This is a genomic window from Janibacter terrae (assembly GCF_039636765.1).
GTDB classification, from domain to species: Bacteria; Actinomycetota; Actinomycetes; order Actinomycetales; family Dermatophilaceae; genus Janibacter; species Janibacter terrae.
This window is the reverse complement of the sequence record NZ_CP144167.1, coordinates 2,181,865-2,206,625: the sequence shown is the minus strand read 5'-3', so window position 1 is coordinate 2,206,625 and position 24,761 is coordinate 2,181,865. Positions and strand designations below refer to the sequence as shown.

Here is a 24,761-nt window from a genome sequence, read left to right as displayed (position 1 = left end):
GGGCGGGTCAGGCGTCGTCTACCGCGCGGCGCAGCTGCTCGAGCGTCGGCGCACCGGCGAGACCGTCCGGCGTGGCGAAGAGTCGGCAGGTGAGCCCGACGGGATCTCCCGCCCCGGCGAAGGGGTCCTGACCGTCGATGAGGATGCTGGGGGACCCGTGGAAGCCGAGGCGCTCCGCCTCCTCCTGGGTCTCGACCCGGGCGTACGACAGCGTGACGTCGGGCCGTTCGGTGGCGATGAGCCGCAGGCGCTCGTCCACCAGTCGCCAGCTGGGGCAGTCGTCGAAGTAGAGCAGTCGCACGTCCATCGCCTACAGGCTAGTGGGCAGGACTAGCCTCGCTTGGCATGGACATGATGACGGGGGAGCAGATCGCCGCGGCCGGTCTCGGCGACTGGCGCAAGCTGGCGCAGGGGTTGCACGCCCGCTACCGGGTGGCGGACTTCGCGGCCGGCGCCCGGCTCGTGTCGGCGGTGGGGCAGGCAGGCGACGAGGTCGGGCACCATCCGCGCGTCTCGCTCAGCCACGGGTGCGTCGACCTCGAGCTCGTCACCGACGATGCCGTCTACCGGGACGACCACGGCATCGAGCACGTCGTCGAGTGGGTCACCCGGCTGGACGTCGACCTCGCCCGTCGGGTCAGCGAGATCGCTGCCGAGCAGGGAGCGGTGCCCGACCCAGCGTCGGTCAGCGAGGTCGAGCTCGGCCTGGACACCACGGCGTCCGGGAAGGTCGCGCCCGTGTGGGCGGCCCTGCTGACCGGCGACGCCGGCGCCCAGGGCTGGGGGACACCCGGCGACGAGATCCGGGACCTCACGGGACGGGTGCCCAACCTCTGGTTCGACGACCTCGACGAGGATGCGCCGCCTCGCCAGCGTTTCCACGTCGAGGTGTACGTCGCGCCCGAGGTCGTCGAGCAGCGGGTCGCCGCGGCACTGGCCGCGGGCGGGACGCTCGTCGACGACAGCAGTGCGCCCGGGCTCGTCGTCATCGCCGACCAGGACGGCAACCGCGGGGTCGTCTGTGCTGACACCTCGGCGACTGCCTGAGGGGCCGATCGGGGGGCATGGCGGTGGTGCGGTCGCACCAAGATGACATAATGTGGATTATCGGCGTTGCGGGCGGCGGCGCAGTCAGGGGCTGGTGAATCCCAGGGACCGCTGTGCACCCTTGTCGAAGCTGGCCACCGACGCGCAGCCTGCGGCGCGGCCGGCCTCCGCGAGGATCGCGTCCGGCAGGTCGGCGCCGTCGGCTGCCAGCGTCAGTGCGCGAAGGACGATGGCGCGGTCCTGTGTGACGATGCACGCGTTGCCCACGAGCTCGCCGAGGACGTCGACGACGGCCTCAGGCTTCTGCCTGTAGGCGCTCCGCAGGACCCAGTACGTCTCCACGAGCACGACCGTCGACAGGTAGCCGGGGCTCGACGGCGACAGCTGCGCCATGAGCGAGTCGGCCCTGGCGGCCTGGCGGGGTTCGTCCTGGACGAGGAACCTGACGAGCACGTTGGTGTCGAGCCCGATCACGAGTCCTCCGTGGCGCCGGCCGCGATCGCGTCGTCCATCGTCTCGAGCGACACCGCGGGCCCGACGTGCCGCAGGCGACCCCTCAGGCCCTTGAGGGACGGCTGGGTCGTGCTGAGCACGAAGTCGCCATCGGCATTGCGGGTGAACGTGACCTTGGTGCCGGGCGTGAGGCCCAGCTGCTCCCTCACGTCCTTGGGGATGGTGATCTGACCCTTGCTCGTCATGGTTCCTGTCGACATCCGTACCTCCTTACGCAAGGGTAAGGACGGGTGGGCGACAGCACAAGGGGTGGTGTCGGCGGTGGAGAGACGACCACCTGGGGTGGCATCGTCATCTCCTCCCCCGCCACGAGCTCAGGCCGGCGGGGCGAAGAGCTCCAGCGCGATGTTGTCGGGATCGCGGAAGGAGATGCCGGACCCGTAGGACGCGTCCCGGATGCCACCGTGGGCGATGCCGAGCTCGTCGAGCCTCTTCACCCACGGCTCGAGCTCGCTGCGCTCGATCGCGAAGGCGATGTGGTCCAACCCCGTCTGCCTCTCGTCGAAAGCGCCCGCCGCGGACGAACCCGTGTGGGTGTGGACGCCGAAGAGCGTCCCGCCACCGAGGGCGAAGACGGCGTGGTGGAAGGCACCGGACTCCTCGTCCTCGTCGAGGACGGGGTCGGCGCCGAAGAGCTGCGTGTACCAGCGCGTGCTGGCGTCCAGGTCGGTCACGGTGATCGCGACGTGGGTCAGGGCGGGGAAGGGCATAGCGGGACCTCCGAGAGCACCAGGTCGGGTCCGTGCTGCGAGGGGTCGGGCAGGCGGACGCCGGCGACGACTGGCTGGGGTCAAGCATTCTCCCGCGCCGGCGCGGGCACAAGGCCTGGCTGTCCCGGACGTCCGTCAGTACCCGTCGGGGCAGAAGTCGACCTGTGTCGGTGGCGCCAGCGCCTCCTTGGAGACGACCCGTCGCGCGGCCGTGTACAGGTCCATCACGGCGCCGGAGTCCTGGGCCTGGCCCTGTGTGACGGCGGTGAGGATGGCTGCCGCCTCGGCCTCCATCGTGCGTCCGTGGCGCTGCGCCAGCTCGGTCAGCCTGGACTCGACGCGGGAGTCGAGGTCGCGGATCTCGAATGCCATCTGGATCACATCCCTTCGTCGAACAAACTACTCCGTGACGGTGCCCCTGTCGTCCCCTTCCGCAGCGGGTCGCAACCAGCTCAGGGGACGTCGAAGACCGACCAGCAGATGTCGTTGCGGCGGGCCTGGTCCTCGAGCACCAGCTCGCGCACCTGCTCCGGGAGCCGGTCCCGCTGCCAGGCAGACTCGACCCGGCGAGCGGACTCCCCCATGCCGCGGGGGGCAGAGGCCACGGCGGCCTTGATCGCGTACGCGGCCGCCCCGAGGTCGTGCTCGGCCACGTGCCCGACGCAGGCGGCCTGGCCGGCGGCGTAGGCGGCGAAGCGCGGCGCCCCGACGAGCTCGCGCGCCGCGCCCATGGCGTGCCCGCCGAGGGCCCGGGCGTCCATCATCCGCAGCTCACCGGCGGCCCACGCCCGGGCGGCGGCGATGGCCTCGCGAGGGCGCGGGTCGTCGGGGCGTCCGGAGTCGAAGAGGGCCGCGACGTGCTCCGCGCAGTCCGCGGCCCACAGCGCCAGCAGCCGGTGGTCGGCGCCGGTGAGCGTCCCGCCGCGCCGGATCGTGACCAGGCGCGGGTCGCGCACCGAGGACAGGATCATCTCGCCAGACTAGGCCGGTGCCGGCTCGTGGTGACTCAGCGTCGATCGCGCACCAACCGAGCGACCTCGACCTCGTACCGACTCGACGCCCCACCCGGGGTCCGGAAGAAGCGGCGACGCAGGCTCCCTTCGACCCGTACGCGAGTGCCGTCCGCCAGACGCAGGGCCGCTCGTCGCGCGCCCGCCGACCAGCAGGCGCAGTCGATCGTGTCGACCGGGTGCCCCTCTCCCCTGGCGACGACGACCCGCAGGGTGACCAGCTCGTCACCGCTCGGCATCTCCCGCACCGTCGGTTCGCCGCTGACCCGGCCGGTGAGCTCCACGTGGTTGACCTCGTCCATGCACCCAGCGTGGTCGCGTCCGAGCAAGCCCGGCGGGCGTGGTCTCCCCTGTGGACGGCCTACGCCTCAGGCCCGGGTCTGTGGAGGGTCAGAGAGTCGACCCCAACCTCTCGGGAGCCCGACGCGTCTGCTCCGGCATGGAGGTCTCGGAGCACCATCCTCGGCGCCGGAGCCGCACCCCGGCCCGCAGCTGGGTCGTGAGCGACGCGGACGGCGTCGTCCTCTGAAGCCACCAGAGCCGCCGTGTCGCGCCGGGTCACGTCACGCAGCGCCTCGCCGGGGCATGCTGGACGTGCACCGTCACCCACCTGACCCAGGAGCCCCGACGTGACGCAGTCCCCCGCTGCCCTCACCACCCCGCCGATCCGAGCCGGCCGATGAGCGCGCCCGAGCACCGCTGGCCCGCGGGCGCCGTCGTCACCGGGGCGGGTCGCGGCCTGGGTCGGCAGATCTCTGCGCTGCTCGTGAGGCGCGGCTACCAGGTCCTCGTCGCCGATGTGGACGAGGACGCGGCGAAGGGGGCAGCCGTCGAGCTCGGCGAGCGCGCCGAGGCCATGGTCGTCGACGTCCGGGACGAGGCCGCGGTCCTTGCCGCCCGAGACAGGGTGGTGGAGTGGGCCGGGCGCCTGGACGTCTGGGTCAACAACGCCGGGGTCCTCGTCACCGGTCCGGTCTGGGAGCACGACGAGCAGCAGCGTCGTCGGGTGCTCGAGGTCAACGCGCTCGGCACGATCAACGGCACGCTGGCCGCCGTCGAGGCCATGCGTGCTACCGGGGGTGGCCACGTCATCAACATCGCCTCGTTGGCTGGTCTGAGCGCCGTCCCGGGCGAAGGGGTCTACGCCGCCTCCAAGCATGCCGTCATGGGCTTCAGCCTGAGCGCCGTGGCCGACCTGCGCGCCGCGAAGATCAAGGACATCCACATCTCCTGCGTCTGCCCGGACGGCATCTGGACGCCGATGCTGCACGACCGGCTCGACGACCCGGGGGCCGCGCTCTCCTTCTCCGGCAGGCTCCTGCAGCCGGAGGAGGTCGTCGAGGCGGTCGACGAGCTCCTCGACAAGCCGAGGCTCGTCACCGCCGTCCCCGGCTGGCGCGGCACGGTGTGCCACGTGGGGGACGTCTTCCCGGCGTTGGGCCTGGCCGGCCTGCCGGTCATGACCGCCCGGGGCCGCAGGGTGCAGCGGAAGCTGCTCAGGAAGCGGCGCTGACGCCCTCGACGTAGGCCCGCAGGTGCTTGGCGGTGAGGGTCTCCCCCTTCGCCACGAGGTCGGCTGGGGTGCCCTCGAAGACCACCTCGCCCCCCTCGTGGCCGGCGCCGGGACCGAGGTCGATGATCCAGTCGGCGTGGGCCATGACGGCCTGGTGGTGCTCGATGACGATGACCGACCTGCCCTGCTCGACGAGGCGGTCCAGCAGGGCGAGGAGGTTGTCAACGTCGGCCAGGTGCAGGCCGGTGGTCGGCTCGTCCAGGACATACACGTCGCCCTGCTCCCCCATGTGGACGGCGAGCTTGAGCCGCTGGCGCTCGCCGCCCGACAGCGCCGTGAGCGGCTGACCGAGGGTGAGGTAGCCCAGACCCACGTCGACGAGGCGCGTGAGGACCTTGTGCGCGGCCGGCAGGCTCGCCGGGCCCTCCTTGGCGAAGAAGGTCTGGGCCTCGCTCATCGACATCTCGAGGACGTCCGCGATGTTCTTGCCTGCGAGCTCGTACTCGAGGACCGCGTCCTGGAAGCGTCGCCCCTCGCAGTCCTCGCAGGGCGACTCGACGGTCGCCATGACGCCGAGCTCGGTGAAGATGACGCCAGCGCCGTTGCACGTCGGGCAGGCGCCCTCGGAGTTGGAGCTGAAGAGGGCGGGCTTGACGCCGTTCGCCTTCGCGAAGGCCTTGCGGACGGGCTCGAGCAGGCCCGTGTACGTCGCGGGGTTGCTGCGACGTGAGCCCTTGATCGCGGCCTGGTCGACGATGACGACGTCGTCGCGGTGGTCGAGGGCACCGTGGACGAGCGAGCTCTTGCCCGAGCCGGCCACACCGGTCACCACGACGAGCCCGCCGAGGGGGATGTCGACGTCGACGTCCTTGAGGTTGTGGGTGTCCGCACCGCGGATCTCCAGGGTCCCCGTGGCCGGACGGACGTGCTCCTTGAGCGCTACCCGGTGGTCCAGGTGCCGCCCGGTCAGGGTGTCGCTGGCCCGCAGCTCCTCGACGGTCCCCTCGAAGACGATCTCGCCGCCGTGCGTCCCCGCCAAGGGTCCGAGGTCGACCGCGTGGTCGGCGATGGCGATGGTCTCCGGCTTGTGCTCGACGACCAGGACGGTGTTGCCCTTGTCGCGCAGACGCAGGAGCAGGTCGTTCATCCGGTCGATGTCGTGCGGGTGCAGCCCGATCGTCGGCTCGTCGAAGACGTAGGTGACGTCGGTGAGCGAGGAACCGAGGTGGCGGATCATCTTGGCCCGCTGCGCCTCGCCGCCGGACAGGGTGCCGGCCGGTCGGTCGAGGGAGAGGTACCCGAGGCCGATCTCGGTGAAGGAGTCCAGCAGGTGCTGCAGGCCGTCGAGCAACGGCCCGAAGCCGGGCTCGTCGAGCTCGCGCACCCACGCCGCCAGGTCGTCGATCTGCATCGCGCACAGGTCCGCGATGCTCTTGCCCCTGATCCTCGACGAGCGCGCCTCGGCCGTCAGGCGCGTGCCCTCGCACTCCGGGCAGGTCTGGAAGGTCACCGCCCGCTCGACGAAGCGCCGCACGTGCGGCTGCATGGCCTCCGGGTCCTTGGACAGCATCGACTTCTGGATCCTCGGGATCATCCCCTCGAAGGTGAGGTTGACCCCTTCGACCTTGATCTTCGTCGGCTCGCTGTAGAGCATCGTCTCGAGCTGCTTCGGGGTGAACCTCGCGATCGGCGTGTCCATCGGCAGCCCCATGCCCTCGAAGAGGCGCCCGTACCAGCCGTCCATCGAGTACCCGGGGACGGTGAGCGCCCCCTCGCGCAGGGTCTTGCTCTCGTCGTAGAGGGCAGTGCGGTCGATGTCACTGACCTGCCCCATGCCCTCGCAGCGCGGGCACATGCCGCCGAGGTAGACGGCCTGCTTGACCGTCTTGCGCTCGGTGTGGCCGGACTTCTCCGTCGTCATCGAGCCGCTCGCCCGGCGGGTGGGGACGTTGAAGGAGAAGGCCGTCGGCGGTCCGACGTGCGGGTCGCCGAGGCGGGAGAAGAGGATGCGCAGCATCGCGTTGGCGTCCGTCGCCGTGCCCACGGTGGAGCGCGGGTTGGCACCCATGCGCTCCTGGTCGACGATGATCGCCGTCGTCAGGCCCTCGAGGTGGTCGACGTCGGGCCTCGCGAGGGAGGGCATGAAGCCCTGCAGGAAGGCGCTGTACGTCTCGTCGATGAGCCGTCGCGACTCCGCGGCGATCGTGCCGAAGACGAGCGAGCTCTTGCCCGACCCGGAGACGCCGGTGAAGACGGTCAGGCGCCGCTTGGGCAGGTCGACGCTGATGTCCTTGAGGTTGTTCTCCCTCGCCCCCTGCACGCGGATGAGGTCGTGTCTGTCGGCGTCGTGCGGCATCGGCGCTCCAGTGGGTGGTCGGGAGGGACCCGTCGATCCAAGCAGATAAACGGCACATGCTGAGGATCAGCCGGCGGCGAGCAGGCGCGCGGCGGCCCTGAGGTGCGGCCCCAGGACGCGCTCGTCGAGCGCGCGGAAGGAGACCACGCCCACGGACGCCTCGAAGACGTCCCCCGGCGAGCGCTCCAGCGCGAGCGCCAGGCCGTGCGCGCCCGACTGCAGCTCGCTGATCGAGGAGACGGCGCGCGGCCCGTGCTCGCGGGCGACGATGATGGCCCGCCCGGCGGCCCCCTTCGTCAACGCGTGCCGGGCACCGGTGCGGTAGGCCATGTGGAAGTCGGTGGCGGTCGGCTCCACGACGACGAGCGCCACCGCGTCGTCGCCCTCGGCCACCGTGAGGTGCGCCGTGGCCCGGGCGACGTCGGCGAGCGCCGCGAGCACGGGGCGGGCCCGCTCACGCAGCGCGGGCACGACGGCGCCCGTGAGCCGCTGGACGCCGAGGCCGAGCCGCACCCGTCCCTCGTCGCGGGTGACGAGGCGGTGCTCCTCGAGGGTCGCGACGAGGCGGTAGACGACGGGCCGGCCGACGCCCAACGCGTCGGCGAGGCCGCTCATCGTCACGCCGTCGCTGCGCTCGTCCCGGGCGAGCAGCTCGAGGATGCGCAGGCCACGGTCGAGGGTCTGCGAGCCCTCCGTGCTCACGGTGCGTGCTCCGGCGCCACGTGGTGCCTCATGTGCCATGTATCCCTTGCGTACGATTATCGGACGTCGGTGTACCGGCAGCATGTCACCCCGCCCTAGGGTGGCGCCATGACCACGTGGCTCGACATCCCGGCCGATCACCCCTTCGGCATCGACACGCTCCCCTACGGCGTCTTCTCCACCGGCTCGGACCCGCGCGTCGGGGTGCGGGTCGGCGACCTCGTCCTCGACCTCGCGGCGGTCGACCCCGAGCACGAGGGGGTCTGGGCCGCAGCATCGCTCAACCCCCTGCTCACCCTCGGCCGCCCGGCGTGGACGGCTGCGCGTGCCCGCGTCGTCGAGCTGCTCACCGACGAGGCGCACCGCGAGGTGGTCACCCCGCACCTCGTCCCGCTCGCCCGGGTGACCATGCACCTGCCCGTCGAGGTCGCCGACTACGTCGACTTCTACGCGAGCGAGCACCACGCGAGCAATGTCGGTCAGATCTTCCGCCCCGACAACGCCGCGCTCCCGCCGAGCTGGAAGCACCTGCCCATCGGCTACCACGGCCGGGCGGGCACGGTCGTGGTCGACGGCACCGACGTCGTGCGACCGACCGGCCAGCGCAAGGGCCCCCAGGACCCGACGCCCGTCTTCGGCCCGAGCGTGCGCCTCGACATCGAGGCCGAGCTGGGCTATGTCGTCGGCGGTGCCACGCAGCTCGGCTCGCGCGTGTCCGTCGACGAGGCGCCCGACCACCTCTTCGGCGTCGTCATCCTCAACGACTGGAGCGCCCGCGACATCCAGGCGTGGGAGTACGTGCCGCTCGGGCCCTTCCTCGGCAAGTCCTTCGCCACGTCGATCTCGGCCTGGGTGACCCCGCTGGAGGCCTTCGACCTCGCCCGCACCCGGCTGCCGGGGCAGGACGCGGTACCGGTCCTGCCGTACCTGCGCGGCGACGCGTGGGGGCTCGACATCCACCTCGAGGTGCGGCTCAACGGCCACGTCGTCGCCACCCCGCACAACAGCGACATGTACTGGTCGCCCGCGCAGATGCTCGCGCACCTCACCGTCAACGGCGCGAGCCTGCGCGACGGCGACCTCTTCGGGTCCGGCACGATCAGCGGCCCGACGAAGGGAGAGCGCGGCTCCCTCCTCGAGCTCGCCTGGGGCGGCACCGAGCCGATCACGCTCCCGGACGGCAGCACGCGCACCTTCCTCGAGGACGGCGACACCGTGACGATGACCGGCTGGGCGCCGGGCCCGCGCGGCGCCCGGATCGGCCTCGGGGAGGTCTCGGGCACCATCCGTCCCGCCCGCTGAGGCGACGCTCCTCCCCTTCGTCGCGGGGACGAAGGGCGCGACGTCCCGACCCGCAGGTCGAGGAACATCACGTGCAGCCCCACCGGGCCGTGCTCGGGGTGCATGAAGGCGCCCGGGACGGTCCCGACGACGTCGAAGCCGAGCGAGCGCCACAGCCCGACGGCGCGCTCGTTGGTCTCGACGACGGCGTTGAACTGGATGCCGTCGTACCCCTCGGTGCGTGCCCACGCGATCATGTCCTCGCCGAGCGCGCGACCGACGCCCCTCACCCGGCAATCGGGGTCGACCATGAAGCTGGCCGTCGCGATGTGCGCGCCCCGTCCCGGCTTGTTGGGGCCCATCTTCGCCGAGCCGAGGACGCTCGGCCCGTCGACCGCGACGACCGTGCGGCCCGGCGCCTCCTCCATCCACCACGGCCTGGCCTCGTCCTCGTCGAGCCCGGTCGGGTAGGTGTACGAGTGCCCCTGCGCCACGATCCGGGACCAGAAGGGGTAGATCGACGACCAGTCGTCGTCGGTCGCCGGACGGATGGCGAGGTCGGCAGTCACGGTGTCAGCATCCCAGCCGCCCGCGTGGCGTCGTGGGCGGGGACGTAACCTGACGCGGTGCAGTGCTCCCACTTCGACGCTGGTGAGTGCCGCTCGTGCACCCTCATGGGGGTGCCCTACGGGCAGCAGGTCGCCGACCTGGACGTGGAGGTCCGCCGGCTGCTGTCGACGTCCGTCCCGGCCGAGGTGTGGGACTCCCCCTTCGTCGGTCCCGAGTCCGGCTTCCGCAACAAGGCCAAGCTGGCCGTGGGTGGGACGAAGGGGGAGCCGACCTTCGGCATCCTCGACGCCGCGATGCGGGGCGTGGACCTGCGGGACTGCGGTCTGTACGAACCGGTCCTGGCCGCCGCCCTGCCCCCGCTCGTCGGCGCCGTGGCAGCGCTGGGTCTGGTGCCCTACGACGTGCGGGCACGCTCCGGCGAGCTGAAGCACCTCATCGTCACCTCGAGCCCCGACGGTGAGCTCATGCTGCGGTTCGTCCTGCGCTCGCCCGGCCAGCTACCCAGGATCACCGGCGGCCTCGACGACCTGCGGGCCGCGGTCCCCGGCCTGCGGGTCGTGTCCGTCAACCTCCAGCCGGAGCACAAGGCGGTGCTCGAGGGCGAGGAGGAGATCCTCCTGACCCGGGTCGAGACGCTCCCGATGCGCTTGGACGACATCACCTTCCACCTGCGACCACGCAGCTTCTTCCAGACCAACACCACGGTGGCCGCGGGGCTCTACCGGCAGGTGGGTGAGTGGATTGCCGAGATCGACCCGGCGAGCGTGCTCGACCTGTACTGCGGGGTCGGCGGGTTCGCGCTGACCGCGACCACGACGCAGGGGGCACGCACGCGTCGTGTCGACGGGGTCGAGGTCGCACCCGACGCGGTGGCCAGTGCTCGCCGGTCGGCCGCCGAGCTCGGCGTCGAGGCCCGCTTCGAGGTCGGCGACGCGCGGGTCCTGGAGGCGCCCGACCACGAGCTCGTGGTCGTCAACCCACCTCGTCGCGGGATCGGCTCCGCTCTGTGCGCGGCCCTCGAGGTGTCCTCACCCGCGCACGTCATCTACTCCAGCTGCAATGCCACGAGCCTGGCCCGCGACCTCGCAGCCCTCCCCGGGTACCGGGTCGTGCGGGCACGCCTGTTCGACATGTTCCCGCAGACCCGGCACCACGAGGTGGCGGTCCTGCTCAGGCGCCGGCGGGCGGCGGGTAGTTGAAGAGCGTCGCCTTGTCGACGGTCGTGGCGTAGAAGGGCTGCCACCTGCTGGTCACGCGCTTCATGCGCGGGTTGGGGATGCCGGGGTTCCACCCCTGGGGGTGGACGATCGTCCGCGGGGTGGCGAAGAGGTCGGCACCCGTGGAGCCGATGACGTTGGCGCCAGCTGTGCCTCCGGACAGGCGCATCTCCTGCCGCACGAGGATCCCCTTCGTCCCGGCCGGGATCGGGACGCGCGGGTACATGCCCGACCACCAGAAGTGCAGGGCGTCGGCCTTGCCCCTCAGCCCGGACAGGGGCATCGAGTAGGTGGCGGTCCGGTCCTTGCGGGCAGTGCCCGTCGTGGCACCGGACTGGAAGTCGCCGGTGTAGTAGGCGCCCTCCATCCGCGAGGCCGTCGCCTTGGCGCGCGTCCACTTCTTCCCGTCGAAGAAGTAGACACGCGGGTTGCGCGCCACCAGGCGCGCGCTGTAGTTCGTCGTGCGGCTGGTCGCGAAGACCTGGCCCCACACGTTGATGGCCTTGTAGTTGCGGAACGAGGTGCTGGCGACGGAGGCCTTCGCGTCGGAGGCGGTCCGCCACGAGTAGCCGTAAGGGACACCACGGGGGATGGCGTCGTGCCGGCCGTAGGCGTCGCTGGCGACGAGCTGGGCGGTGGTCGTCGTCGACGACCCGGAGGTCATCGACGGGGTGGAGGCGCCCGCGGCGGCAGAGCCACCGGCGAGGAACGCCACGATCAGGGAGGAGGTGATAGCGGTACGCACGGGGCACAAGGTTGAGGTCTCGCACGAGGCGCTGCAAATCGTGGCTCAGCACATCAACTGCTACAAGAGCGGGGTCGGTCCCTCACGAATCTTCGAGAGGAGGCGGATTCGCTTGCAGCGTGGGCAGATCCAGAGTCGTGGCGTAAAAGGTCTGCCACGTAGCTGTGACCCACTTCATACGGGCGTTGGGGATCCCGGGGTTCCATCCCCGGGGGTCGACGATCGTCCGTGGTGTCGCGAAGAGGTCAGCGCCCGTGCTGCCGATGACGCCGGCACCCGCGGTGTCACCGGTCAGGCGCATCTCCTGCCGCACGAGGATCCCCCGCGTGCCCTCAGGGATCTGCGTCCGCGGGAAGTCGCCCTCCCACCAGAAGTGCAGGACGTCAGGCGACCCGTCCAGCCCCGACAGGGGCATCGACCACGTGCCAGGGGCGTCGGCTCGCGCCGTGCCCGCCACGGGCTCGGAGCGGAAGTCGCCCGCGTAGTAGCCGCCCCCCACCCGGTCGGCCACGAGGCTGGCCTCGACCCAGGCGCCACCGGTGAACCACCACACCCTCGGCGCCCGAACCTCCAGCCGGGCGTCATAGGAGGTCGTGCTCTCGGTGGCGAAGACCTGACCCCAGACGTTGAGCGCGCGGTAGTCGCGGAACCCGGTGCTCGCGGTGCCCCGATCGGTGTCCGCGCCCTCTCGCCACGAGTAGCCGACGGGGACGCCGCGAGGCGTCGCGTCGTGGGCTCCGTACACGTCCCGGGCGACGACCCCGGCCAGCCGGGCGGGGGTCTGCGACGTGAGCCCAACGGTCGAGGACGCGGGGTTGCCCGGCCCCGACCCCGTGCCGACGGCGAGAGCGACGCCGACGAGGAGGAGGCACGACACCGCGACCACGACGAGGGTGCGCACACCTACGAGCCTAGCCACCGGCCACGCGGATGTGACCCCAGCGGTCAGGCCGTTGCGCTGCCGGCGACCAACGCGACGATGAACCCGAAGTAGCAGAGCAGGAGGAGGATCAACCCGACGAACAGCACCGTTCCGACGATCCCGAGGATCTTGCCGATGTGGGCATGGTCCCGGTTGCTCCAGCCGCCCTGCGGGTCCGCGTCGATCTCGCGCAGCGCCGTCGAGCCCAGGATCCACGCGACGACGCCCAGACCGGGGAGCACCGACAGACCGAGGATGCCCAGGACCAGCGCCGCGGTGGCGCCCCCGTGCGTGCGCGTCGCCGCCCACGGCGGTGTCGGGGGCAGCGGCGTGGGGTACGGGCTCGGATCGGTCATGGTGCGGCCAGCGTAGGACCGGGCGACGCGCCAGCACACGGGGAGGACTCCCCTTCGTCCGGGAGGTCGCTAGGTTGTGAGCGCGGTCACCCCCGCCGACCACCCCACAGGAGACCCATGCGCGCCCTCGTCAAGCCCCGCCCCGGCCCCGGACTCGAGCTCATCGACGTCCCCGAGCCCCACGCCGGTCCCGGTGAGGTGCGCATCCGCGTCCTGCGCGCCGGTCTGTGCGGCACCGACCTGCACCTCCACGGCTGGGACGACTGGGCGGCCGGCGCCGTGCCGCGCACGCCGCAGGTCATCGGCCACGAGTTCTACGGCGAGGTCGACGAGGTCGGCGACGGCGTGGTCGACGTGCGGCTCGGTGACCGCGTCTCCGGCGAGGGGCACCTCGTCTGCGGCACCTGCCGCAACTGCCGCGCGGGGCGCAGGCACCTGTGCATCAACACGATCGGCATCGGGGTCAACCGGGACGGCGCCTTCGCCGACCACGTCGTCATCCCGTCGGGCAACGCCTGGGTCCACCCCGACGACATCGACCCGGACCTCGGCGCCGTCTTCGACCCGCTGGGCAACGCCGTCCACACGGCCCTGTCCTTCCCTCTCGTCGGCGAGGACGTCGTCATCACCGGCGCCGGCCCCATCGGCGTCATGGCGACGGCAATCGCCCGGCACGTCGGCGCCCGGTACATCGCGGTCACCGACCTGTCCGACACCCGCCTGGAGCTGGCGAAGGGGGCCGGCGCCGACCTGCTCGTCAACGCGACCCGATCCGACCTCGGCGCCGCGATGCGCGACCTCGGGATGAAGGAGGGCTTCGACGTCGGCCTCGAGGTGTCCGGCGCTCCCCCGGCCGTGTCCGACATGCTCGACCACCTCAACCACGGCGGCCGCATCGCCATGCTCGGGCTGCCCAAGGACCCCTACCCCGTCGACTGGGGCAAGGTGATCACCCACATGATCACCATCAAGGGGATCTACGGCCGGGAGATGTACGACACCTGGTACACGATGAGCGCGATGCTCTCGACCTCCCCGACCCTGCGGGCGGCCATCTCGTCCGTCATCACTCACCGCTTCCCCGCGGAGCGGTGGGAGGACGCCTTCACGACCGCCGCCTCGGGTGAGTGCGGCAAGGTCATCATGGATTGGAGCTCACGATGTACGCCTTCAAGGACGAGCTGACCGCCACCCTGCGGCAGATCCGCGCCGACGGGTTGTGGAAGGACGAGCGTCGGCTGACGAGCGCGCAGGACGCGCACATCACGACGACGAAGACGTCGGCGATCAACTTCTGCGCCAACAACTACCTCGGTCTCGCCGACCACCCCGAGGTGCGGGCCGCGGCCGCCGCCGCGCTCGACGACTGGGGCTTCGGGATGGCCAGCGTGCGGTTCATCTGCGGGACGCAGGAGCTGCACAAGCAGCTCGAGGGCGCCCTGTCGCAGTGGTTCGGGACCGAGGACACGATCCTCTACTCCAGCTGCTTCGACGCCAACGGCGGCGTCTTCGAGGTGCTCTTCGGCGAGGGTGACGCGATCATCTCGGACGCTCTCAACCACGCCTCGCTGATCGACGGCATCCGGCTCAGCAAGGCCGCCCGCTACCGGTACGCCAATGCGGACATGGACGACCTGCGGGCCCAGCTCGAGGCGGCGAAGGGGGCCCGGCGCACCGTCGTCGTCACGGACGGCGTCTTCTCGATGGACGGCTACCTCGCCCCGCTGGAGCAGATCTGCGACCTCGCCGAGGAGTACGGCGCGATGGTCCTCGTCGACGACTCCCATGCCGTGGGGTTCATCGGGGACGGGGGCGGGGGCACGCCCGAGGCGTGCGGTGTCGCCGACCGGGTCGACCTGCTCACCGGGACGCTCGGCAAGGCGCTCGGCGGGGCGAGCGGCGGCTACGTCAGCGGGCCGGCCGAGGTCGTCGCCCTGCTGCGGCAGCGCTCCCGGCCGTATCTCTTCTCCAACGCCGTCGCCCCCGTCGTCGCGGCCGGCTCGCTGCGGGCCGTCGAGATCGCCAGGGAGTCCCACGAGGGACGAGCCGTCCTGCGGCGCAACACCCTGATGTTCCGCGAGCTCATGACGGAGGAGGGCTTCGACCTGCTGCCGGGGCAGCACCCCATCACCCCGGTGATGTTCCCGGGCGAGGACGGCGCCCGGCAGGCGGCGCAGATCGCCGACGCGATGCTCGGGCACGGCGTCTACGTCATCGCCTTCTCGTACCCCGTCGTGCCGAGGGGGCAGGCACGCATCCGGGTGCAGCTCTCCGCAGCCCACACCGAGGCGGACGTGCGCGCCTGCGTAGCAGCGTTCGTCGCGGCGCGGGACGAGGTCACCGCGCTCGCCCGTGGCCGGCGTGCCCGTCGTGGGTCCGACCGGACCGACCCGACCAAGGAGACCTGACATGGTGGACACCACGACCCAGATCGGCGCGGTGGACCGCGCTCTCGAGATGCTCGAGGTCGACGGCGCACCTGCGCGTGCGCAGTCACTGACCCAGTCCTACCCCTCCCCCATCGACGACGTGTGGGACGCGGTGACGACCGCCGAGCGGATCGCCCGGTGGTTCCTGCCGGTGAGCGGCGACCTGCGCCTCGGAGGTCGGTACCAGCTGCAGGGCAACGCCGGCGGCGAGGTGCTCGAGTGCCGACCGCCGGCCGACGGGACGGCCGGGTACCGCGTGACCTGGGAGATGATGGGCGCGGTGTCCTGGCTCGAGGTGGTCCTCGTCGCCGAGGGCGAGTCGACCCGCCTGCGCCTCGTGCACGTCGCCCGTGTGGAGGACGTGCCCGAGGGGATGTGGGAGACCTACGGCCCCGGGGCCACGGGCGTCGGCTGGGACGGCGGTCTCCTCGGGCTGTCCCTCCATCTCGGCGCCGTCGAGGGCGCGCTCCGTCCCGAGGAGGCCGAGGCCTGGGCAGCCACCGGTGAGGGCCGGGCCTTCTACCGCGGCGCGGCAGATGCCTGGGGCGGCGCGCAGGTCGCCGCAGGCGCGGATCCCGTGGCCGCTGCGGCCGCGGCGGACGAGACCTACCGCTTCTACACCGGGCAGGGATGAGACCCGGTCACTCGAAGGGGGTGGGGTCACCCGCCCCGTAGCGCGCGATCTCGGCCTCCCCCGAGGACAGGTCGACGACGGTCGTCGGCTCGGTCGTGACCTCACCCGCGTCGATGACGATGTCGACCTGGTGGTCGAGCGCCTCCTTGACGTCCCAGCCGAAGGTCGGGGTGCGCTCCTCACCCGGCAGGAGCAGCGTCGACGTGAGCATCGGGTCGCCGAGTCCCGCGAGCAGCGCGAGGGTGAGCGGGTGGTCCGGGATGCGCACGCCGACGGTCTTCTTCTTCGCGTGCAGCAGCCGCCGCGGGACCTCTTTGGTCGCCGGCAGGATGAACGTGTACGGACCGGGCGTCGCGGCCTTGACCGCCCGGAAGACGGCGTTGTCGACGTGGACGAGCTGGCCCAGCTGGGCGAAGTCGGCGCAGAGCAGGGTGTAGTGGTGCCGCTCGTCCAGACGCCGGATGTCCCGGATGCGGTCCTTGATCTCCTGGTCGTCCAACCGGCCGCCCAGGGCATATCCGGAGTCGGTCGGGAAGGCGACGAGCGCGCCCTGCCTGAGGCGCTCGACGACCTGCCCGACGGTGCGGGGCTGGGGGTTGTCGGGGTGCACTTCCACGAAGCTGGCCATGCCCCCACCCTAGGATCCCTCGTGCCGGCACGGGAGGTGCGGTGACCCGTCCGTCCGCTCAGGAGGGGCCGGCACCCAGGTCGGCCGCGATGGAGGCCGCGAGCGCCCTGGCGGTGCGGCCGACCCCGATCAGGGTCGCCGAGGCCGGCCCGGTCCAGTCCCCGTAGCCGACGAAGCACACCCGGCGGTCCTTCACGGAGCGTTGGTCGACGACCTCGGGGACGCCCTGGGAGGTGCGCAGCCGCAGGGAACGCAGGTGACGCAGCGCCGGCCGGTACCCGGTGCACCAGATGATCGCGTCGAGGGGGAGCACCTCGCGGCCGATGACGGCACCTGCGGGCAGCAGCCGGTCGAACATCGGGCGCAGCCGCAGCGCCCCCTCGGCGCGTGCCTCGCGCACCCGCGGCAGCGCGACGATCTCCCCGACGAAGGCGTCCTCCCGCTCCCGGGCCGTGCCGGTCCCGATGCGCGCAGTGGCCCGGTCGAAGAGGTGCCGTCCGTCGACCTCGTCCGGCAGGAACCGCAGCCGACGGATGGAGACGAGCGAGACGCGCTCGACGGAGCCCACGAGGTCGGCGACCACCTGCACCCCTGAGTTGCCCCCGCCGACGACGGCCACGCGCTGCCCGGCGAAGTCCTCGGGACCGCGGTAGTGCGCGCTGTGCAGCTGGCGTCCGGCGAAGGTCTCGGCACCCTCGACGAGCGGGACGAAGGGGGCGGCCCAGGTCCCGGTCGCGTTGACGACGAAGCGTGCCCTCAGGTCGCCCCGGTCGGTGAGGAGCCGCAGGGCGGTCCCGTCCGGGCGCACCTCCCGCACCGAGACCGGACGCTCGACGGCCAGGTCGTAGCGCTGCTCGTATCGGCGGAGGTAGTCGATGACGTGGTCGACCGGCGGGAAGGTGTCCGGGTGCGGCGGCATCGGCCACCCGGGCAGGGAGGAGTATGCCGCGGGCGAGAAGAGCCGCAGCGAGGGCCAGGTCGACTGCCACGCTCCCCCGGGTTGGGGCTGCCCGTCGAGGACGAGGTGGTCGATGCCCAGGCGACGCAGGTGGTAGGCCGTGGCCAGCCCTGCCTGTCCCCCACCGACCACGGCGACGTCGACCTCACGCATGAGCGCTCAGGCGTCCTCGGCGGACATCTCGATGGGCGTGCCGAGCTGGACCGTGCGGGAGACGGTGCACAGCCGGTCACGGGACTGGACGACCGAGCGGGGGAAGGCGGCGCGGGCGGCGTCGCCCCCTTCGCCCTCGGGGAACCCGATGCGGAAGGTGACCTCGAGATCGCTCATGTGGTTGCCGCGCTCAGGCGTCGAGACCTTGTCGCCCTCCGCGACGACGACGAAGGAGTCGGGCTCGGCGCGACGCGAGGTGATGTGGTCGACGTCGACGGCACTGCAGCCGGCGATGGCCGCGAGGAGCAGCTCGACCGGCGTGAAGTCGTCGGTGCTGCCGTCACCGATGGTGATCGTCCCACCGCGGACGTTGCCGATCTCGTAGCGCCCGAGCGCCAGCCGCGTCAGCTCGGCGCTGCGGTGGCCCGGTCCGGTGCCGCCGGTGGTCTCTTCGTCCGTCATGCCTGCCTCCGTGTGGGTCGGTCGGGTCCGGTGCGCGCGGTCCCGGACCGATCCTCGCAGACGCGGCCTTGGCTAGTCTGACGACCATGGCAACCGCTCCCGGTCGACTCGTCCTCCTGCGCCACGGCGAGACCGAGTGGAGCCGCGACGGGCGCCACACCGGGTGGACCGACCTCCCCCTCACCGACGTCGGGCGCGAGCAGGCGTCCGCGGCGGCCGGACGCCTCGAGGAGCTCGGGGTGGCGCCGGTCCTCACCCTCACCTCCGACTTGGCCCGGGCCAAGGACACCGCGCGGCTCGCGGGCCTGGTCGCCGAGGTCGACCGCGACCTGCGCGAGTGGGACTACGGCGGGTACGAAGGGAGGTCGACCGCCGAGATCCGTCAGGAGAGCGGGACCGACTGGGACGTCTTCCGTGACGGGGTGGTGCCAGGGGCAACCCCGGGCGAGACCGTCGAGGAGGTGGCGGCGCGCGCCTCCCGGGTGGTCGCCCGGGTGAGGGCGCGGCTGGCCGAGGGGGATGTCGTGCTCGTCGGGCACGGGCACACCTCCCGCATCCTGGCGACGGTGTGGCTGCGGGCCTCGCCGCACCTGGCGGCGCAGCTGACCCTCGACGCAGCGCGCCTGTCGGTCCTCGGCCACCACCGCGAGGACCCGTGCATCCTCAGCTGGAACGCCTGAGCCGGCTCAGGGCAGCGGCCAGGTGTGCACCGGGTCGTTGCGGTGCATGTGCTCGGTGTACAGACCGGTCATCCCGGCGAGCGCCTCCGCCCGGTCCAGACCGCCCTCCTCGAGGCGACGGACGCACTCGGTCTGCCACACCGCACCGTTGACGCCGCTGGTGCACCGACCCTCGATGACGCCGAGGTAGCGGCTGATGACCCTGTCGGAGACGCCCCAGTCCTCGAGACCGCGCCGCGCCAGCGGGATCAGGTGCCGCAGGACGAGCTCGTCGGCGCCGAGCTCGCCGAGGCCCGGCCAGTAGAGGCGGGACCCCAGGCCGTCGCGGGCGGCCGCCTCGAAGTTGGCCTGTGCGGCCGGGAAGGACATCCGGGTCCAGATCGGACGGTCCTCGGCGGCGAGGGTGCGCACGCAGCCGTAGTAGAAGGCGGCGTTGGCGAGCGTGTCGATGATGGACGGCCCGGCGGGCAGCACGCGGTTCTCGACCCGCACGTGGGGGCGGCCGTCACCGGGGTCGTAGATGGGGCGGTTCCAGCGGTAGACCGTGCCGTTGTGGAGGTTGAGCTCGCTGAGCTGCGGCGTGCCGCCGGCGTCGAGGACCGCGACCGGGTCCTCTTCGCTCGTCTCGGCGAGGAGCGCCGGGAAGTAGCGCACGTTCTCCTCGAAGAGGTCGAAGATCGAGGTGATCCAGCGTTCGCCGAAGAAGACCCGCGGGCGCACCCCTTGGTTCTTCAGCTCGATGGGCCGGGTGTCCGTCGCCTGCGAGAAGAGGGCGATCCTCGTCTCCGCGTGCAGGCGCCGCCCGAAGAAGAAGGGCGAGTTGGCCGCGAGCGCGATCTGCGGCGCCGAGATCACCTGGGCGGCGTTCCAGTGGTCGGCGAACTGGCCGGGGCCGACCTGGAGGTGCAGCTGGACCGAGGTGCACGCCGACTCGGGCGCGATCGACGCGGCGAAGGTGTGCAGCTGCTCCCCCGTCGGCCCCTCGATGTCGAGGACGATGTCCTCGCCCCGGGCGACGAAGATGGAGTCGTTGAGCGCCGTGTAGCGGTTGTTGGCGCTGATCCACTCACCGGCGAAGTGCTCCGGGCGGATCGTCGGCAGGATGCCGATGGGGATGATCCGGGCCCCGGCCTCGCGTGCCTTGCCCTCGGCGCGGTTGAGCGAGGTCCGCAGGTCCTCCTCGAGCTGCAGCGCGGCGTCCCCCGGCAGGGGCCGCGGCGCGACGTTGAGCTCGATGTTGAACTGGGCCAGCTCGGTCTGGTACTCGGGGTCGGCGATCGCCCGGAGCACCTCCTTGTTGACGAAGGCGGGTTGCTGCTCATCGTCGATGAGGTTGAGCTCGATCTCCAGGCCGGTGAGCGGCACGTCCTCGTCGAAAGCGCGCTCCTTGAGCATCCGCTCGAAGACGTCGAGGTTCTGGCGCACCTTCTCGCGGTAGCGCTGACGTTCTTCGCGGGAGTAGCTCTGCGCGGCGACTTCCTTGCCCATGGGCACACCCTGTCAGACCGCCGGACGATCCGGGAGTCCCGTGCGTCGGGCGAAGGGGGTGTCGCGCCGCCGCGTTGTCGGTGCCCGCTCGTAGCGTGGGCGCCATGAAGCTGCTGCACACCTCCGACTGGCACCTGGGCCGCTCCTTCCACGGAGTGGGGCTCCTCGGTGCCCAGGCGGAGTACGTGGACCACCTCGTCGAGGTCGTGCGGTCGGAGGGGGTCGCCGCCGTGCTGGTCTCGGGCGACGTCTACGACCGGGCCCTGCCCTCCCCCGACGCGGTGGCGCTGCTCTCCGACGCGGTCACCCGGGTCATCGACGCCGGGGCGCAGGTCGTGCTCTCCAGCGGAAACCACGACTCCGCGATCCGGCTCGGCTTCGCCTCCGACCTGCTCTCCCGGGCCGGACTGCACATCCGCTGCGAGGTCTCCTCCGTCGGACGACCCGTGCTCCTCGACGACGCCGCGGTCTACCCGCTCCCCTACCTCGAGCCGGCGGCCGCCACGGTGACCGACGAGCTGGGTGTCGAGCGGCGCACGCACGAGGCCGTCCTCGGCGCCGCGATGGAGCGGGTCCGTGCCGACGCCGCAGCGCGGGGCCCGCGCACCGTCGTCATGGCGCACTGCTTCGCCGGTGGTGGTCTCACGAGCGACTCCGAGCGCGACATCACGACCGGTGGCGTCTCGATGGTGCCCGCCGAGGTGTTCGACGGCGTCGCCTACGCGGCCCTGGGGCACCTCCACCGCCCTCAGCAGGTCGCGCCGACGGTGCGGTACAGCGGCTCCCCGGTCGCGATGTCCTTCAGCGAGGCCGGCCACCGCAAGGGGTCCTTGCTCGTCGACCTGGCAGAGGACGGCTCCGTCCACGTGGAGCAGGTCATGGCGCCCGTCCACCGCGAGCTCGCGGTGCTGCGAGGTGACCTGGCGGACCTGCTCGGCTCGCGGGCCCACGAGGCCGCCGAGTCCGCCTGGGTCCAGGCGACCCTCACCGACCCCGTGCGTCCCGTGGGCGCCCTCGACCGGCTTCGGGAGCGCTTCCCGCACCTGCTGCAGCTGCGCTTCGACCCCGTGGGGGCCGCCACACCGGTGCGGACCTACGCCTCGCGGGTCGAGCGTCGGGCGCCGATCGACGTCTGCTGCGACTTCGTCGCCGACGTGCGCCGCGGCCACGAGCCCGAGCAGGCGGAGCGCGACCTCCTCACCGCGGCTCTCGAGGCCGGCCGGCGCCGGCAGGACGTCGCCGAGGACCTCGGCCGCACGCGTCGACGGGGCGCGGCATGAGGTTGCACCGCCTGACGGCCACGGCCTTCGGTCCCTTCGCCGACGACGTCGACCTCGACCTGGACCACCTGGGGTCGGCCGGCCTCTTCCTCATCCACGGTCCGACCGGGTCCGGCAAGACGAGCCTGCTCGACGCGATCTGCTACGCCCTCTACGCCAACGTGCCGGGCGACCGGATGACCGCCACGCTGCGCAGCCAGCATGCGGCCGACGACGTGCGCACCCGCGTGCGCCTGGAGCTGACGCTCGGTGGGCGACGCCTGCGGATCACCCGGCATCCCGCTCACGAGCGTCCCAAGCGTCGCGGCTCGGGCACGACGACGGACCAGGCCAGGGTCGAGCTCGAGGAGCGATCGGGTGGGCGCTGGGAGACCGTCAGCACGCGCATCGACGAGTCCGCGCAGGTGCTCGACGACCTCCTCGGGATGGGGCTCGACCAGTTCCGCCGGGTCGTCCTGCTCCCCCAGGGCGACTTCGCCGCCTTCCTCCGGGCGACCGACGAGGAGCGCCGGGAGGTCCTCGAGCGGCTCTTCGACATCACCGCCTACACCGGCGTGGAGTCGCACCTCGTGGAGCGACGCCAGCGCGCCGAGGCCGCGGTGAGCCAGGGCCGAGCGCGTCTCGCCGGGCACGTCGGCCACCTCGTGGACCACCTCACCGGCCTCGACGTCGAGCTGGCTGCCGTCGATCGCCCCTGGTCCGAGCTGACCCCTTCGGCACTCGACCCCGCGCTCACCGAGGTCGCCACGGCCCTGTCGACCCACGCGGGCGAGGTGCTGGCGGACGTGGACGCCTCCCGGTCCGCCGACACGACAGCGCGCTCGGCTCTCGACGAGGGGCGGCGCGTCGATGCGCTGCGGCGGCGCGGGCGTCGGGCCGCAGCGGCCGTCGAGGCCCTCGAGGGCGGGTCCGCCGACCACTTCGCACGGCGGGAGCTGCTGGCCGCAGCGCGGTCCGCCGCGCTCGTCATGCCGCACGTCGAGGCGCAAGCCCGTGCCCGGCGCGCGCTGGAGGCCGCCGCGCAGGACGTCGCGGCCGCCACCGCAGCCGTGCCCGCCGGTGCGCGGGGGCTCGACGCGCAGGACTGCCGTGATGCGGCCGAGGCCCACGGCGCGTGCCTCGACCGGGCGGTGCACGAGGCCGAGTCGCTCGCCCGCCTGCGCGACGAGGCCGCCGGCCTCGACCGCCGGCTGGAGCGCCACGTCGCGCTCGACGAGCAGCGTGCGGAGGAGCTCGCGCGTGCTCGCGCCGAGGCCGTCCGGGTGGAGTCGCTCGCCACGGGTGTCGAGCGTGCCCGCACCACGCTGGCCCGGGTCGCCCCCCGCCTGCAGCACCTCCAGCGCCTTCAGCAGGCGCTCGCGCGCGAGTCGGTCCTGACCCGCGAGCTCAGGGACGCGACCGACCTGGCCCAGGACGAGCGCGAGATCGCCCAGGACCGTCGCGACGAGGTGCAGGCCCTCGTCACCGCACGGTTGGACAACATGGCCGGCGAGCTGGCCGGACGACTCCGGGCGGGTGAGGAGTGCGCCGTCTGCGGATCCCTGGAGCACCCGCGCCCGGCCCGGTCCGCCCGCCTCGTCACGCCCGAGGAGATCGAGGTGGCCCAGCAGGTGGCCGAGCGGTCCCGGGCCCGCCTCGAGAGGGTGCAGTCCGACCGGGCCGAGCTCGCGACCCGGGTGGAGATCGTGCAGGCAGAGGTCGTCGAGCTGGCCGACGCGGTCGCCGCCGACGCAGAGGAGGCCGGCGAGTCAACCCCGGCCGCCACCGATCTGGCCGACCTCGTGGCCGCGCTGACCGTCGAGCGCGATGCCCTCCACGGCGTCATCGCCCTCGCCGAGGAGGTCGATGACGCCGCTGGCAGGAGCGAGACCGCGGTCAAGGCCGCCGAGCACGCCGTCGCGGCGGCGGAGCAGGCCCGGGGCTCGCTGGTCTCCCGCCGGGACGGCATCGCCGAGCAGCTCGCCGCGGGCTCCGAGCGGATCCGCGAGCTGCTCACCGCGGACGCCGACGGCTGCCCCTGTGCCCTCGTCGAGCCGGAAGCCGAGGACCCGGCGACGGACGACCCGACGACCGAGCGCGAGATCGGGGTCCGGGTGAGGCACCACGCGGACGTGGTGGGGTCGGTCCACCGGCTCGCCGACGTGAGCCGGGCCCACGCGCTCCGCCAGGACGCCCTGGCCGAGGCGGCCGAGCTGCTCGCGGCCGCGCTCACGGAGCAGGCGTTCGACGACATCGACGCGGCGCTCGCCGCTGCCCTCCCCCGCGACGAGCTGGCGACCCTGGAGCATCGTGTCGCGGAGCACGAGCAGCGGTTGGCCACGGAGCGCGGGGTGCTCGAGGACGAGGACGTCGTCGCCGCACTCGCCGACGACGGGCCCGACCTGGAGTCCCTGGAGGTCGCCTCCCGTACCGCCCGCCAGGTGGCCGACGCGGCCGCACGCCGCCAGGCGACGTGGGAGGCGACCACGCGTCGCTTCGACCGGCTGGCCCAGGTCATCCGCGACGAGTGCGCCGCGCTCGGCCCCTCCATCGAGGAGGCTGCCCTCGTGCGCCGCATGGCCGACCTCGTGACCGGCACGAGCAGCGACAACGACAAGCGGATGCGCCTGTCGACCTACGTGCTCGCGGCCCGCCTCGAGCGCATCGCCGAGCTGGCCAACGAGCGCCTGGCCGTCATGGCCGATGGCCGGTACGAGCTCGTCCACGACGACGCCTCGGCCCGCGGCCAGCGCCGCGGAGGGCTCGGTCTGCTCGTCCGGGACCTGTGGACCGGCCGTGAACGCCCCACGAGCACCCTCTCGGGCGGGGAGTCCTTCACGACCTCGCTCGCCCTCGCCCTCGGTCTGGCCGACGCGATCCGCGAGGAGTCGGGCGGGCAGGAGTTCGGCACGCTCTTCGTCGACGAAGGCTTCGGCAGCCTCGACCAGGACTCGCTCGAGCAGGTCCTCGACGTCCTCGACCGACTCCGCGACGGTGGTCGTGCCGTCGGCGTCGTGAGCCACGTCGGTGAGATGCGCTCCCGCATCGCCACCCGGGTACGGGTCGACAAGACCGCTCACGGCTCGAGCATCAGCGTCGAGGGCGTGCCTGCCGCCGACGTCGCCTGA

27 protein-coding genes and 1 pseudogene are annotated in these 24,761 nt (G+C 72.4%); 11 read left to right on the top strand and 17 right to left on the bottom strand.

Features of this window, described 5'->3' with window-relative positions; all coding sequences use genetic code 11:
- Positions 1 to 7: 7 nt before the first annotated feature.
- Positions 8 to 307, bottom strand: a complete 300-nt coding sequence (locus V3C34_RS10785) for a thioredoxin family protein (protein WP_346007107.1) — start codon at positions 305 to 307, stop codon at positions 8 to 10.
- 38 nt (positions 308 to 345) lie between these two features.
- On the opposite strand from V3C34_RS10785, the gene V3C34_RS10780 reads away from it, so the two are divergent.
- On the top strand, positions 346 to 1,047 hold the full coding sequence (locus V3C34_RS10780) for a 4a-hydroxytetrahydrobiopterin dehydratase (RefSeq protein WP_345912921.1): 702 nt from the start codon (positions 346 to 348) through the stop codon (positions 1,045 to 1,047).
- A gap of 84 nt (positions 1,048 to 1,131) precedes the next feature.
- On the opposite strand, the gene V3C34_RS10775 is transcribed toward V3C34_RS10780, so the two are convergent.
- From V3C34_RS10775 to V3C34_RS10750, 6 genes are all read right to left on the bottom strand, one after another.
- Positions 1,132 to 1,521, bottom strand: a complete 390-nt coding sequence (locus V3C34_RS10775) for a type II toxin-antitoxin system VapC family toxin (protein WP_346007105.1) — start codon at positions 1,519 to 1,521, stop codon at positions 1,132 to 1,134.
- Positions 1,518 to 1,760: an AbrB/MazE/SpoVT family DNA-binding domain-containing protein gene (locus V3C34_RS10770; RefSeq protein ID WP_068324221.1), complete on the bottom strand. Its 243-nt coding sequence runs from the start codon at positions 1,758 to 1,760 to the stop codon at positions 1,518 to 1,520. The genes V3C34_RS10775 and V3C34_RS10770 overlap by 4 nt, the downstream gene beginning before the upstream one ends.
- Before the next feature lie 114 nt (positions 1,761 to 1,874).
- A complete protein-coding gene (locus V3C34_RS10765; protein WP_068324224.1) occupies positions 1,875 to 2,270 on the bottom strand; it encodes a VOC family protein in 396 nt (131 codons plus the stop codon).
- Positions 2,271 to 2,405: 135 nt separating this feature from the next.
- The gene (locus V3C34_RS10760) at positions 2,406 to 2,642 is read right to left on the bottom strand and encodes a FitA-like ribbon-helix-helix domain-containing protein (protein WP_169701860.1); all 237 of its coding nucleotides are present in this window, start codon (positions 2,640 to 2,642) and stop codon (positions 2,406 to 2,408) included.
- A gap of 80 nt (positions 2,643 to 2,722) precedes the next feature.
- On the bottom strand, positions 2,723 to 3,241 hold the full coding sequence (locus V3C34_RS10755; protein ID WP_338538120.1) for a putative immunity protein: 519 nt from the start codon (positions 3,239 to 3,241) through the stop codon (positions 2,723 to 2,725).
- Between the two features lie 35 nt (positions 3,242 to 3,276).
- Positions 3,277 to 3,582 carry a single-stranded DNA-binding protein gene (locus V3C34_RS10750; protein ID WP_338538121.1) on the bottom strand — a complete coding sequence of 102 codons (306 nt, stop codon included), beginning with the start codon at positions 3,580 to 3,582 and terminating at the stop codon, positions 3,277 to 3,279.
- Positions 3,583 to 3,662: 80 nt separating this feature from the next.
- Here V3C34_RS10750 and V3C34_RS10745 point away from each other — a divergent pair, with 80 nt between their 5' ends.
- Both V3C34_RS10745 and V3C34_RS10740 read left to right on the top strand, forming a co-directional pair.
- Positions 3,663 to 3,809, top strand: coding sequence for a hypothetical protein (locus V3C34_RS10745; protein ID WP_346007102.1), 147 nt, complete (start codon positions 3,663 to 3,665; stop codon positions 3,807 to 3,809).
- Between the two features lie 150 nt (positions 3,810 to 3,959).
- The gene (locus V3C34_RS10740) at positions 3,960 to 4,793 is read left to right on the top strand and encodes an SDR family oxidoreductase (protein ID WP_346007101.1); all 834 of its coding nucleotides are present in this window, start codon (positions 3,960 to 3,962) and stop codon (positions 4,791 to 4,793) included.
- Here the strand turns inward: V3C34_RS10740 and V3C34_RS10735 are convergent.
- Positions 4,777 to 7,149, bottom strand: a complete 2,373-nt coding sequence (locus V3C34_RS10735; RefSeq protein WP_346007099.1) for an excinuclease ABC subunit UvrA — start codon at positions 7,147 to 7,149, stop codon at positions 4,777 to 4,779. The two genes, V3C34_RS10740 and V3C34_RS10735, sit on opposite strands and share 17 nt — an antisense overlap.
- Before the next feature lie 66 nt (positions 7,150 to 7,215).
- Positions 7,216 to 7,851, bottom strand: a complete 636-nt coding sequence (locus tag V3C34_RS10730) for an IclR family transcriptional regulator (protein ID WP_346007097.1) — start codon at positions 7,849 to 7,851, stop codon at positions 7,216 to 7,218.
- Positions 7,852 to 7,959: 108 nt separating this feature from the next.
- Here V3C34_RS10730 and fahA point away from each other — a divergent pair, with 108 nt between their 5' ends.
- Complete coding sequence (fahA, locus tag V3C34_RS10725) at positions 7,960 to 9,153, top strand: fumarylacetoacetase (RefSeq protein ID WP_346007095.1); 1,194 nt, start codon at positions 7,960 to 7,962, stop codon at positions 9,151 to 9,153.
- Between the two features lie 191 nt (positions 9,154 to 9,344).
- Here fahA and V3C34_RS10720 read toward each other — a convergent pair.
- Positions 9,345 to 9,560 (bottom strand): annotated as a pseudogene (locus tag V3C34_RS10720) (N-acetyltransferase family protein); the annotation flags it as partial.
- A gap of 198 nt (positions 9,561 to 9,758) precedes the next feature.
- Between V3C34_RS10720 and V3C34_RS10715 the strand changes: the two are divergent.
- Positions 9,759 to 10,901 carry a methyltransferase domain-containing protein gene (locus tag V3C34_RS10715; RefSeq protein ID WP_346007093.1) on the top strand — a complete coding sequence of 381 codons (1,143 nt, stop codon included), beginning with the start codon at positions 9,759 to 9,761 and terminating at the stop codon, positions 10,899 to 10,901.
- Here V3C34_RS10715 and V3C34_RS10710 read toward each other — a convergent pair.
- From V3C34_RS10710 to V3C34_RS10700, 3 genes are all read right to left on the bottom strand, one after another.
- Positions 10,873 to 11,664: a hypothetical protein gene (locus V3C34_RS10710; RefSeq protein WP_068324256.1), complete on the bottom strand. Its 792-nt coding sequence runs from the start codon at positions 11,662 to 11,664 to the stop codon at positions 10,873 to 10,875. The genes V3C34_RS10715 and V3C34_RS10710 overlap by 29 nt on opposite strands.
- Before the next feature lie 82 nt (positions 11,665 to 11,746).
- Positions 11,747 to 12,565 carry a hypothetical protein gene (locus V3C34_RS10705; protein ID WP_068421550.1) on the bottom strand — a complete coding sequence of 273 codons (819 nt, stop codon included), beginning with the start codon at positions 12,563 to 12,565 and terminating at the stop codon, positions 11,747 to 11,749.
- Positions 12,566 to 12,609: 44 nt separating this feature from the next.
- Positions 12,610 to 12,942, bottom strand: a complete 333-nt coding sequence (locus V3C34_RS10700) for a DUF4190 domain-containing protein (protein WP_170307467.1) — start codon at positions 12,940 to 12,942, stop codon at positions 12,610 to 12,612.
- A 117-nt stretch (positions 12,943 to 13,059) separates the two neighbouring features.
- Between V3C34_RS10700 and tdh the strand changes: the two genes are divergently transcribed.
- From tdh to V3C34_RS10685, 3 genes are read left to right on the top strand one after another with little or no spacing between them, the layout of a single operon-like run.
- Entirely contained in the window at positions 13,060 to 14,127 is a 1,068-nt protein-coding gene (gene tdh, locus V3C34_RS10695; protein ID WP_346007092.1) for an L-threonine 3-dehydrogenase, read from the top strand.
- Positions 14,103 to 15,350 (top strand): glycine C-acetyltransferase, encoded by a 1,248-nt coding sequence (locus V3C34_RS10690; protein WP_345912939.1) that lies wholly within the window; start codon positions 14,103 to 14,105, stop codon positions 15,348 to 15,350. Before tdh ends, V3C34_RS10690 begins: the two co-directional genes overlap by 25 nt.
- A 1-nt stretch (position 15,351) precedes the next feature.
- Positions 15,352 to 16,005, top strand: a complete 654-nt coding sequence (locus V3C34_RS10685) for an SRPBCC domain-containing protein (RefSeq protein WP_345912912.1) — start codon at positions 15,352 to 15,354, stop codon at positions 16,003 to 16,005.
- Between the two features lie 7 nt (positions 16,006 to 16,012).
- Here the strand turns inward: V3C34_RS10685 and V3C34_RS10680 are convergent, their stop codons facing one another.
- From V3C34_RS10680 to V3C34_RS10670, 3 genes are read right to left on the bottom strand one after another with little or no spacing between them, the layout of a single operon-like run.
- A complete protein-coding gene (locus V3C34_RS10680) occupies positions 16,013 to 16,633 on the bottom strand; it encodes an L-threonylcarbamoyladenylate synthase (RefSeq protein ID WP_345912911.1) in 621 nt (206 codons plus the stop codon).
- Between the two features lie 58 nt (positions 16,634 to 16,691).
- Complete coding sequence (locus V3C34_RS10675) at positions 16,692 to 17,744, bottom strand: ArsO family NAD(P)H-dependent flavin-containing monooxygenase (RefSeq protein WP_068324279.1); 1,053 nt, start codon at positions 17,742 to 17,744, stop codon at positions 16,692 to 16,694.
- A 6-nt stretch (positions 17,745 to 17,750) separates the two neighbouring features.
- Complete coding sequence (locus V3C34_RS10670; RefSeq protein ID WP_345912910.1) at positions 17,751 to 18,206, bottom strand: OsmC family protein; 456 nt, start codon at positions 18,204 to 18,206, stop codon at positions 17,751 to 17,753.
- An 86-nt stretch (positions 18,207 to 18,292) separates the two neighbouring features.
- Here V3C34_RS10670 and V3C34_RS10665 point away from each other — a divergent pair, with 86 nt between their 5' ends.
- The gene (locus V3C34_RS10665) at positions 18,293 to 18,886 is read left to right on the top strand and encodes a histidine phosphatase family protein (RefSeq protein WP_068421566.1); all 594 of its coding nucleotides are present in this window, start codon (positions 18,293 to 18,295) and stop codon (positions 18,884 to 18,886) included.
- A gap of 6 nt (positions 18,887 to 18,892) precedes the next feature.
- Here V3C34_RS10665 and V3C34_RS10660 read toward each other — a convergent pair whose 3' ends face one another.
- Positions 18,893 to 20,374, bottom strand: coding sequence for a glutamate--cysteine ligase (locus V3C34_RS10660; protein ID WP_068324288.1), 1,482 nt, complete (start codon positions 20,372 to 20,374; stop codon positions 18,893 to 18,895).
- Between the two features lie 104 nt (positions 20,375 to 20,478).
- Here V3C34_RS10660 and V3C34_RS10655 point away from each other — a divergent pair, with 104 nt between their 5' ends.
- Entirely contained in the window at positions 20,479 to 21,654 is a 1,176-nt protein-coding gene (locus V3C34_RS10655; RefSeq protein ID WP_068421571.1) for an exonuclease SbcCD subunit D, read from the top strand.
- On the top strand, positions 21,651 to 24,761 hold the full coding sequence (locus V3C34_RS10650) for an SMC family ATPase (protein WP_346007089.1): 3,111 nt from the start codon (positions 21,651 to 21,653) through the stop codon (positions 24,759 to 24,761). Before V3C34_RS10655 ends, V3C34_RS10650 begins: the two co-directional genes overlap by 4 nt.

Bases quoted from the DNA above. Each gene is read 5' to 3' on its own strand.
- V3C34_RS10680 (WP_345912911.1), bottom strand. From the start codon at position 16,633: ATGGCCAGCTTCGTGGAAGTGCACCCCGACAACCCCCAGCCCCGCACC.
- V3C34_RS10655 (WP_068421571.1), top strand. From the start codon at position 20,479: ATGAAGCTGCTGCACACCTCCGACTGGCACCTGGGCCGCTCCTTCCAC.
- V3C34_RS10650 (WP_346007089.1), top strand. From the start codon at position 21,651: ATGAGGTTGCACCGCCTGACGGCCACGGCCTTCGGTCCCTTCGCCGAC.
- V3C34_RS10700 (WP_170307467.1), bottom strand. From the start codon at position 12,942: ATGACCGATCCGAGCCCGTACCCCACGCCGCTGCCCCCGACACCGCCG.
- V3C34_RS10760 (WP_169701860.1), bottom strand. From the start codon at position 2,642: ATGGCATTCGAGATCCGCGACCTCGACTCCCGCGTCGAGTCCAGGCTG.
- V3C34_RS10780 (WP_345912921.1), top strand. From the start codon at position 346: ATGGACATGATGACGGGGGAGCAGATCGCCGCGGCCGGTCTCGGCGAC.
- V3C34_RS10755 (WP_338538120.1), bottom strand. From the start codon at position 3,241: ATGATCCTGTCCTCGGTGCGCGACCCGCGCCTGGTCACGATCCGGCGC.
- V3C34_RS10675 (WP_068324279.1), bottom strand. From the start codon at position 17,744: ATGCGTGAGGTCGACGTCGCCGTGGTCGGTGGGGGACAGGCAGGGCTG.
- V3C34_RS10685 (WP_345912912.1), top strand. From the start codon at position 15,352: ATGGTGGACACCACGACCCAGATCGGCGCGGTGGACCGCGCTCTCGAG.
- V3C34_RS10770 (WP_068324221.1), bottom strand. From the start codon at position 1,760: ATGTCGACAGGAACCATGACGAGCAAGGGTCAGATCACCATCCCCAAG.
- tdh (WP_346007092.1), top strand. From the start codon at position 13,060: ATGCGCGCCCTCGTCAAGCCCCGCCCCGGCCCCGGACTCGAGCTCATC.
- V3C34_RS10660 (WP_068324288.1), bottom strand. From the start codon at position 20,374: ATGGGCAAGGAAGTCGCCGCGCAGAGCTACTCCCGCGAAGAACGTCAG.
- V3C34_RS10735 (WP_346007099.1), bottom strand. From the start codon at position 7,149: ATGCCGCACGACGCCGACAGACACGACCTCATCCGCGTGCAGGGGGCG.
- V3C34_RS10740 (WP_346007101.1), top strand. From the start codon at position 3,960: ATGAGCGCGCCCGAGCACCGCTGGCCCGCGGGCGCCGTCGTCACCGGG.
- fahA (WP_346007095.1), top strand. From the start codon at position 7,960: ATGACCACGTGGCTCGACATCCCGGCCGATCACCCCTTCGGCATCGAC.
- V3C34_RS10785 (WP_346007107.1), bottom strand. From the start codon at position 307: ATGGACGTGCGACTGCTCTACTTCGACGACTGCCCCAGCTGGCGACTG.
- V3C34_RS10665 (WP_068421566.1), top strand. From the start codon at position 18,293: ATGGCAACCGCTCCCGGTCGACTCGTCCTCCTGCGCCACGGCGAGACC.
- V3C34_RS10750 (WP_338538121.1), bottom strand. From the start codon at position 3,582: ATGGACGAGGTCAACCACGTGGAGCTCACCGGCCGGGTCAGCGGCGAA.
- V3C34_RS10690 (WP_345912939.1), top strand. From the start codon at position 14,103: ATGTACGCCTTCAAGGACGAGCTGACCGCCACCCTGCGGCAGATCCGC.
- V3C34_RS10765 (WP_068324224.1), bottom strand. From the start codon at position 2,270: ATGCCCTTCCCCGCCCTGACCCACGTCGCGATCACCGTGACCGACCTG.
- V3C34_RS10670 (WP_345912910.1), bottom strand. From the start codon at position 18,206: ATGACGGACGAAGAGACCACCGGCGGCACCGGACCGGGCCACCGCAGC.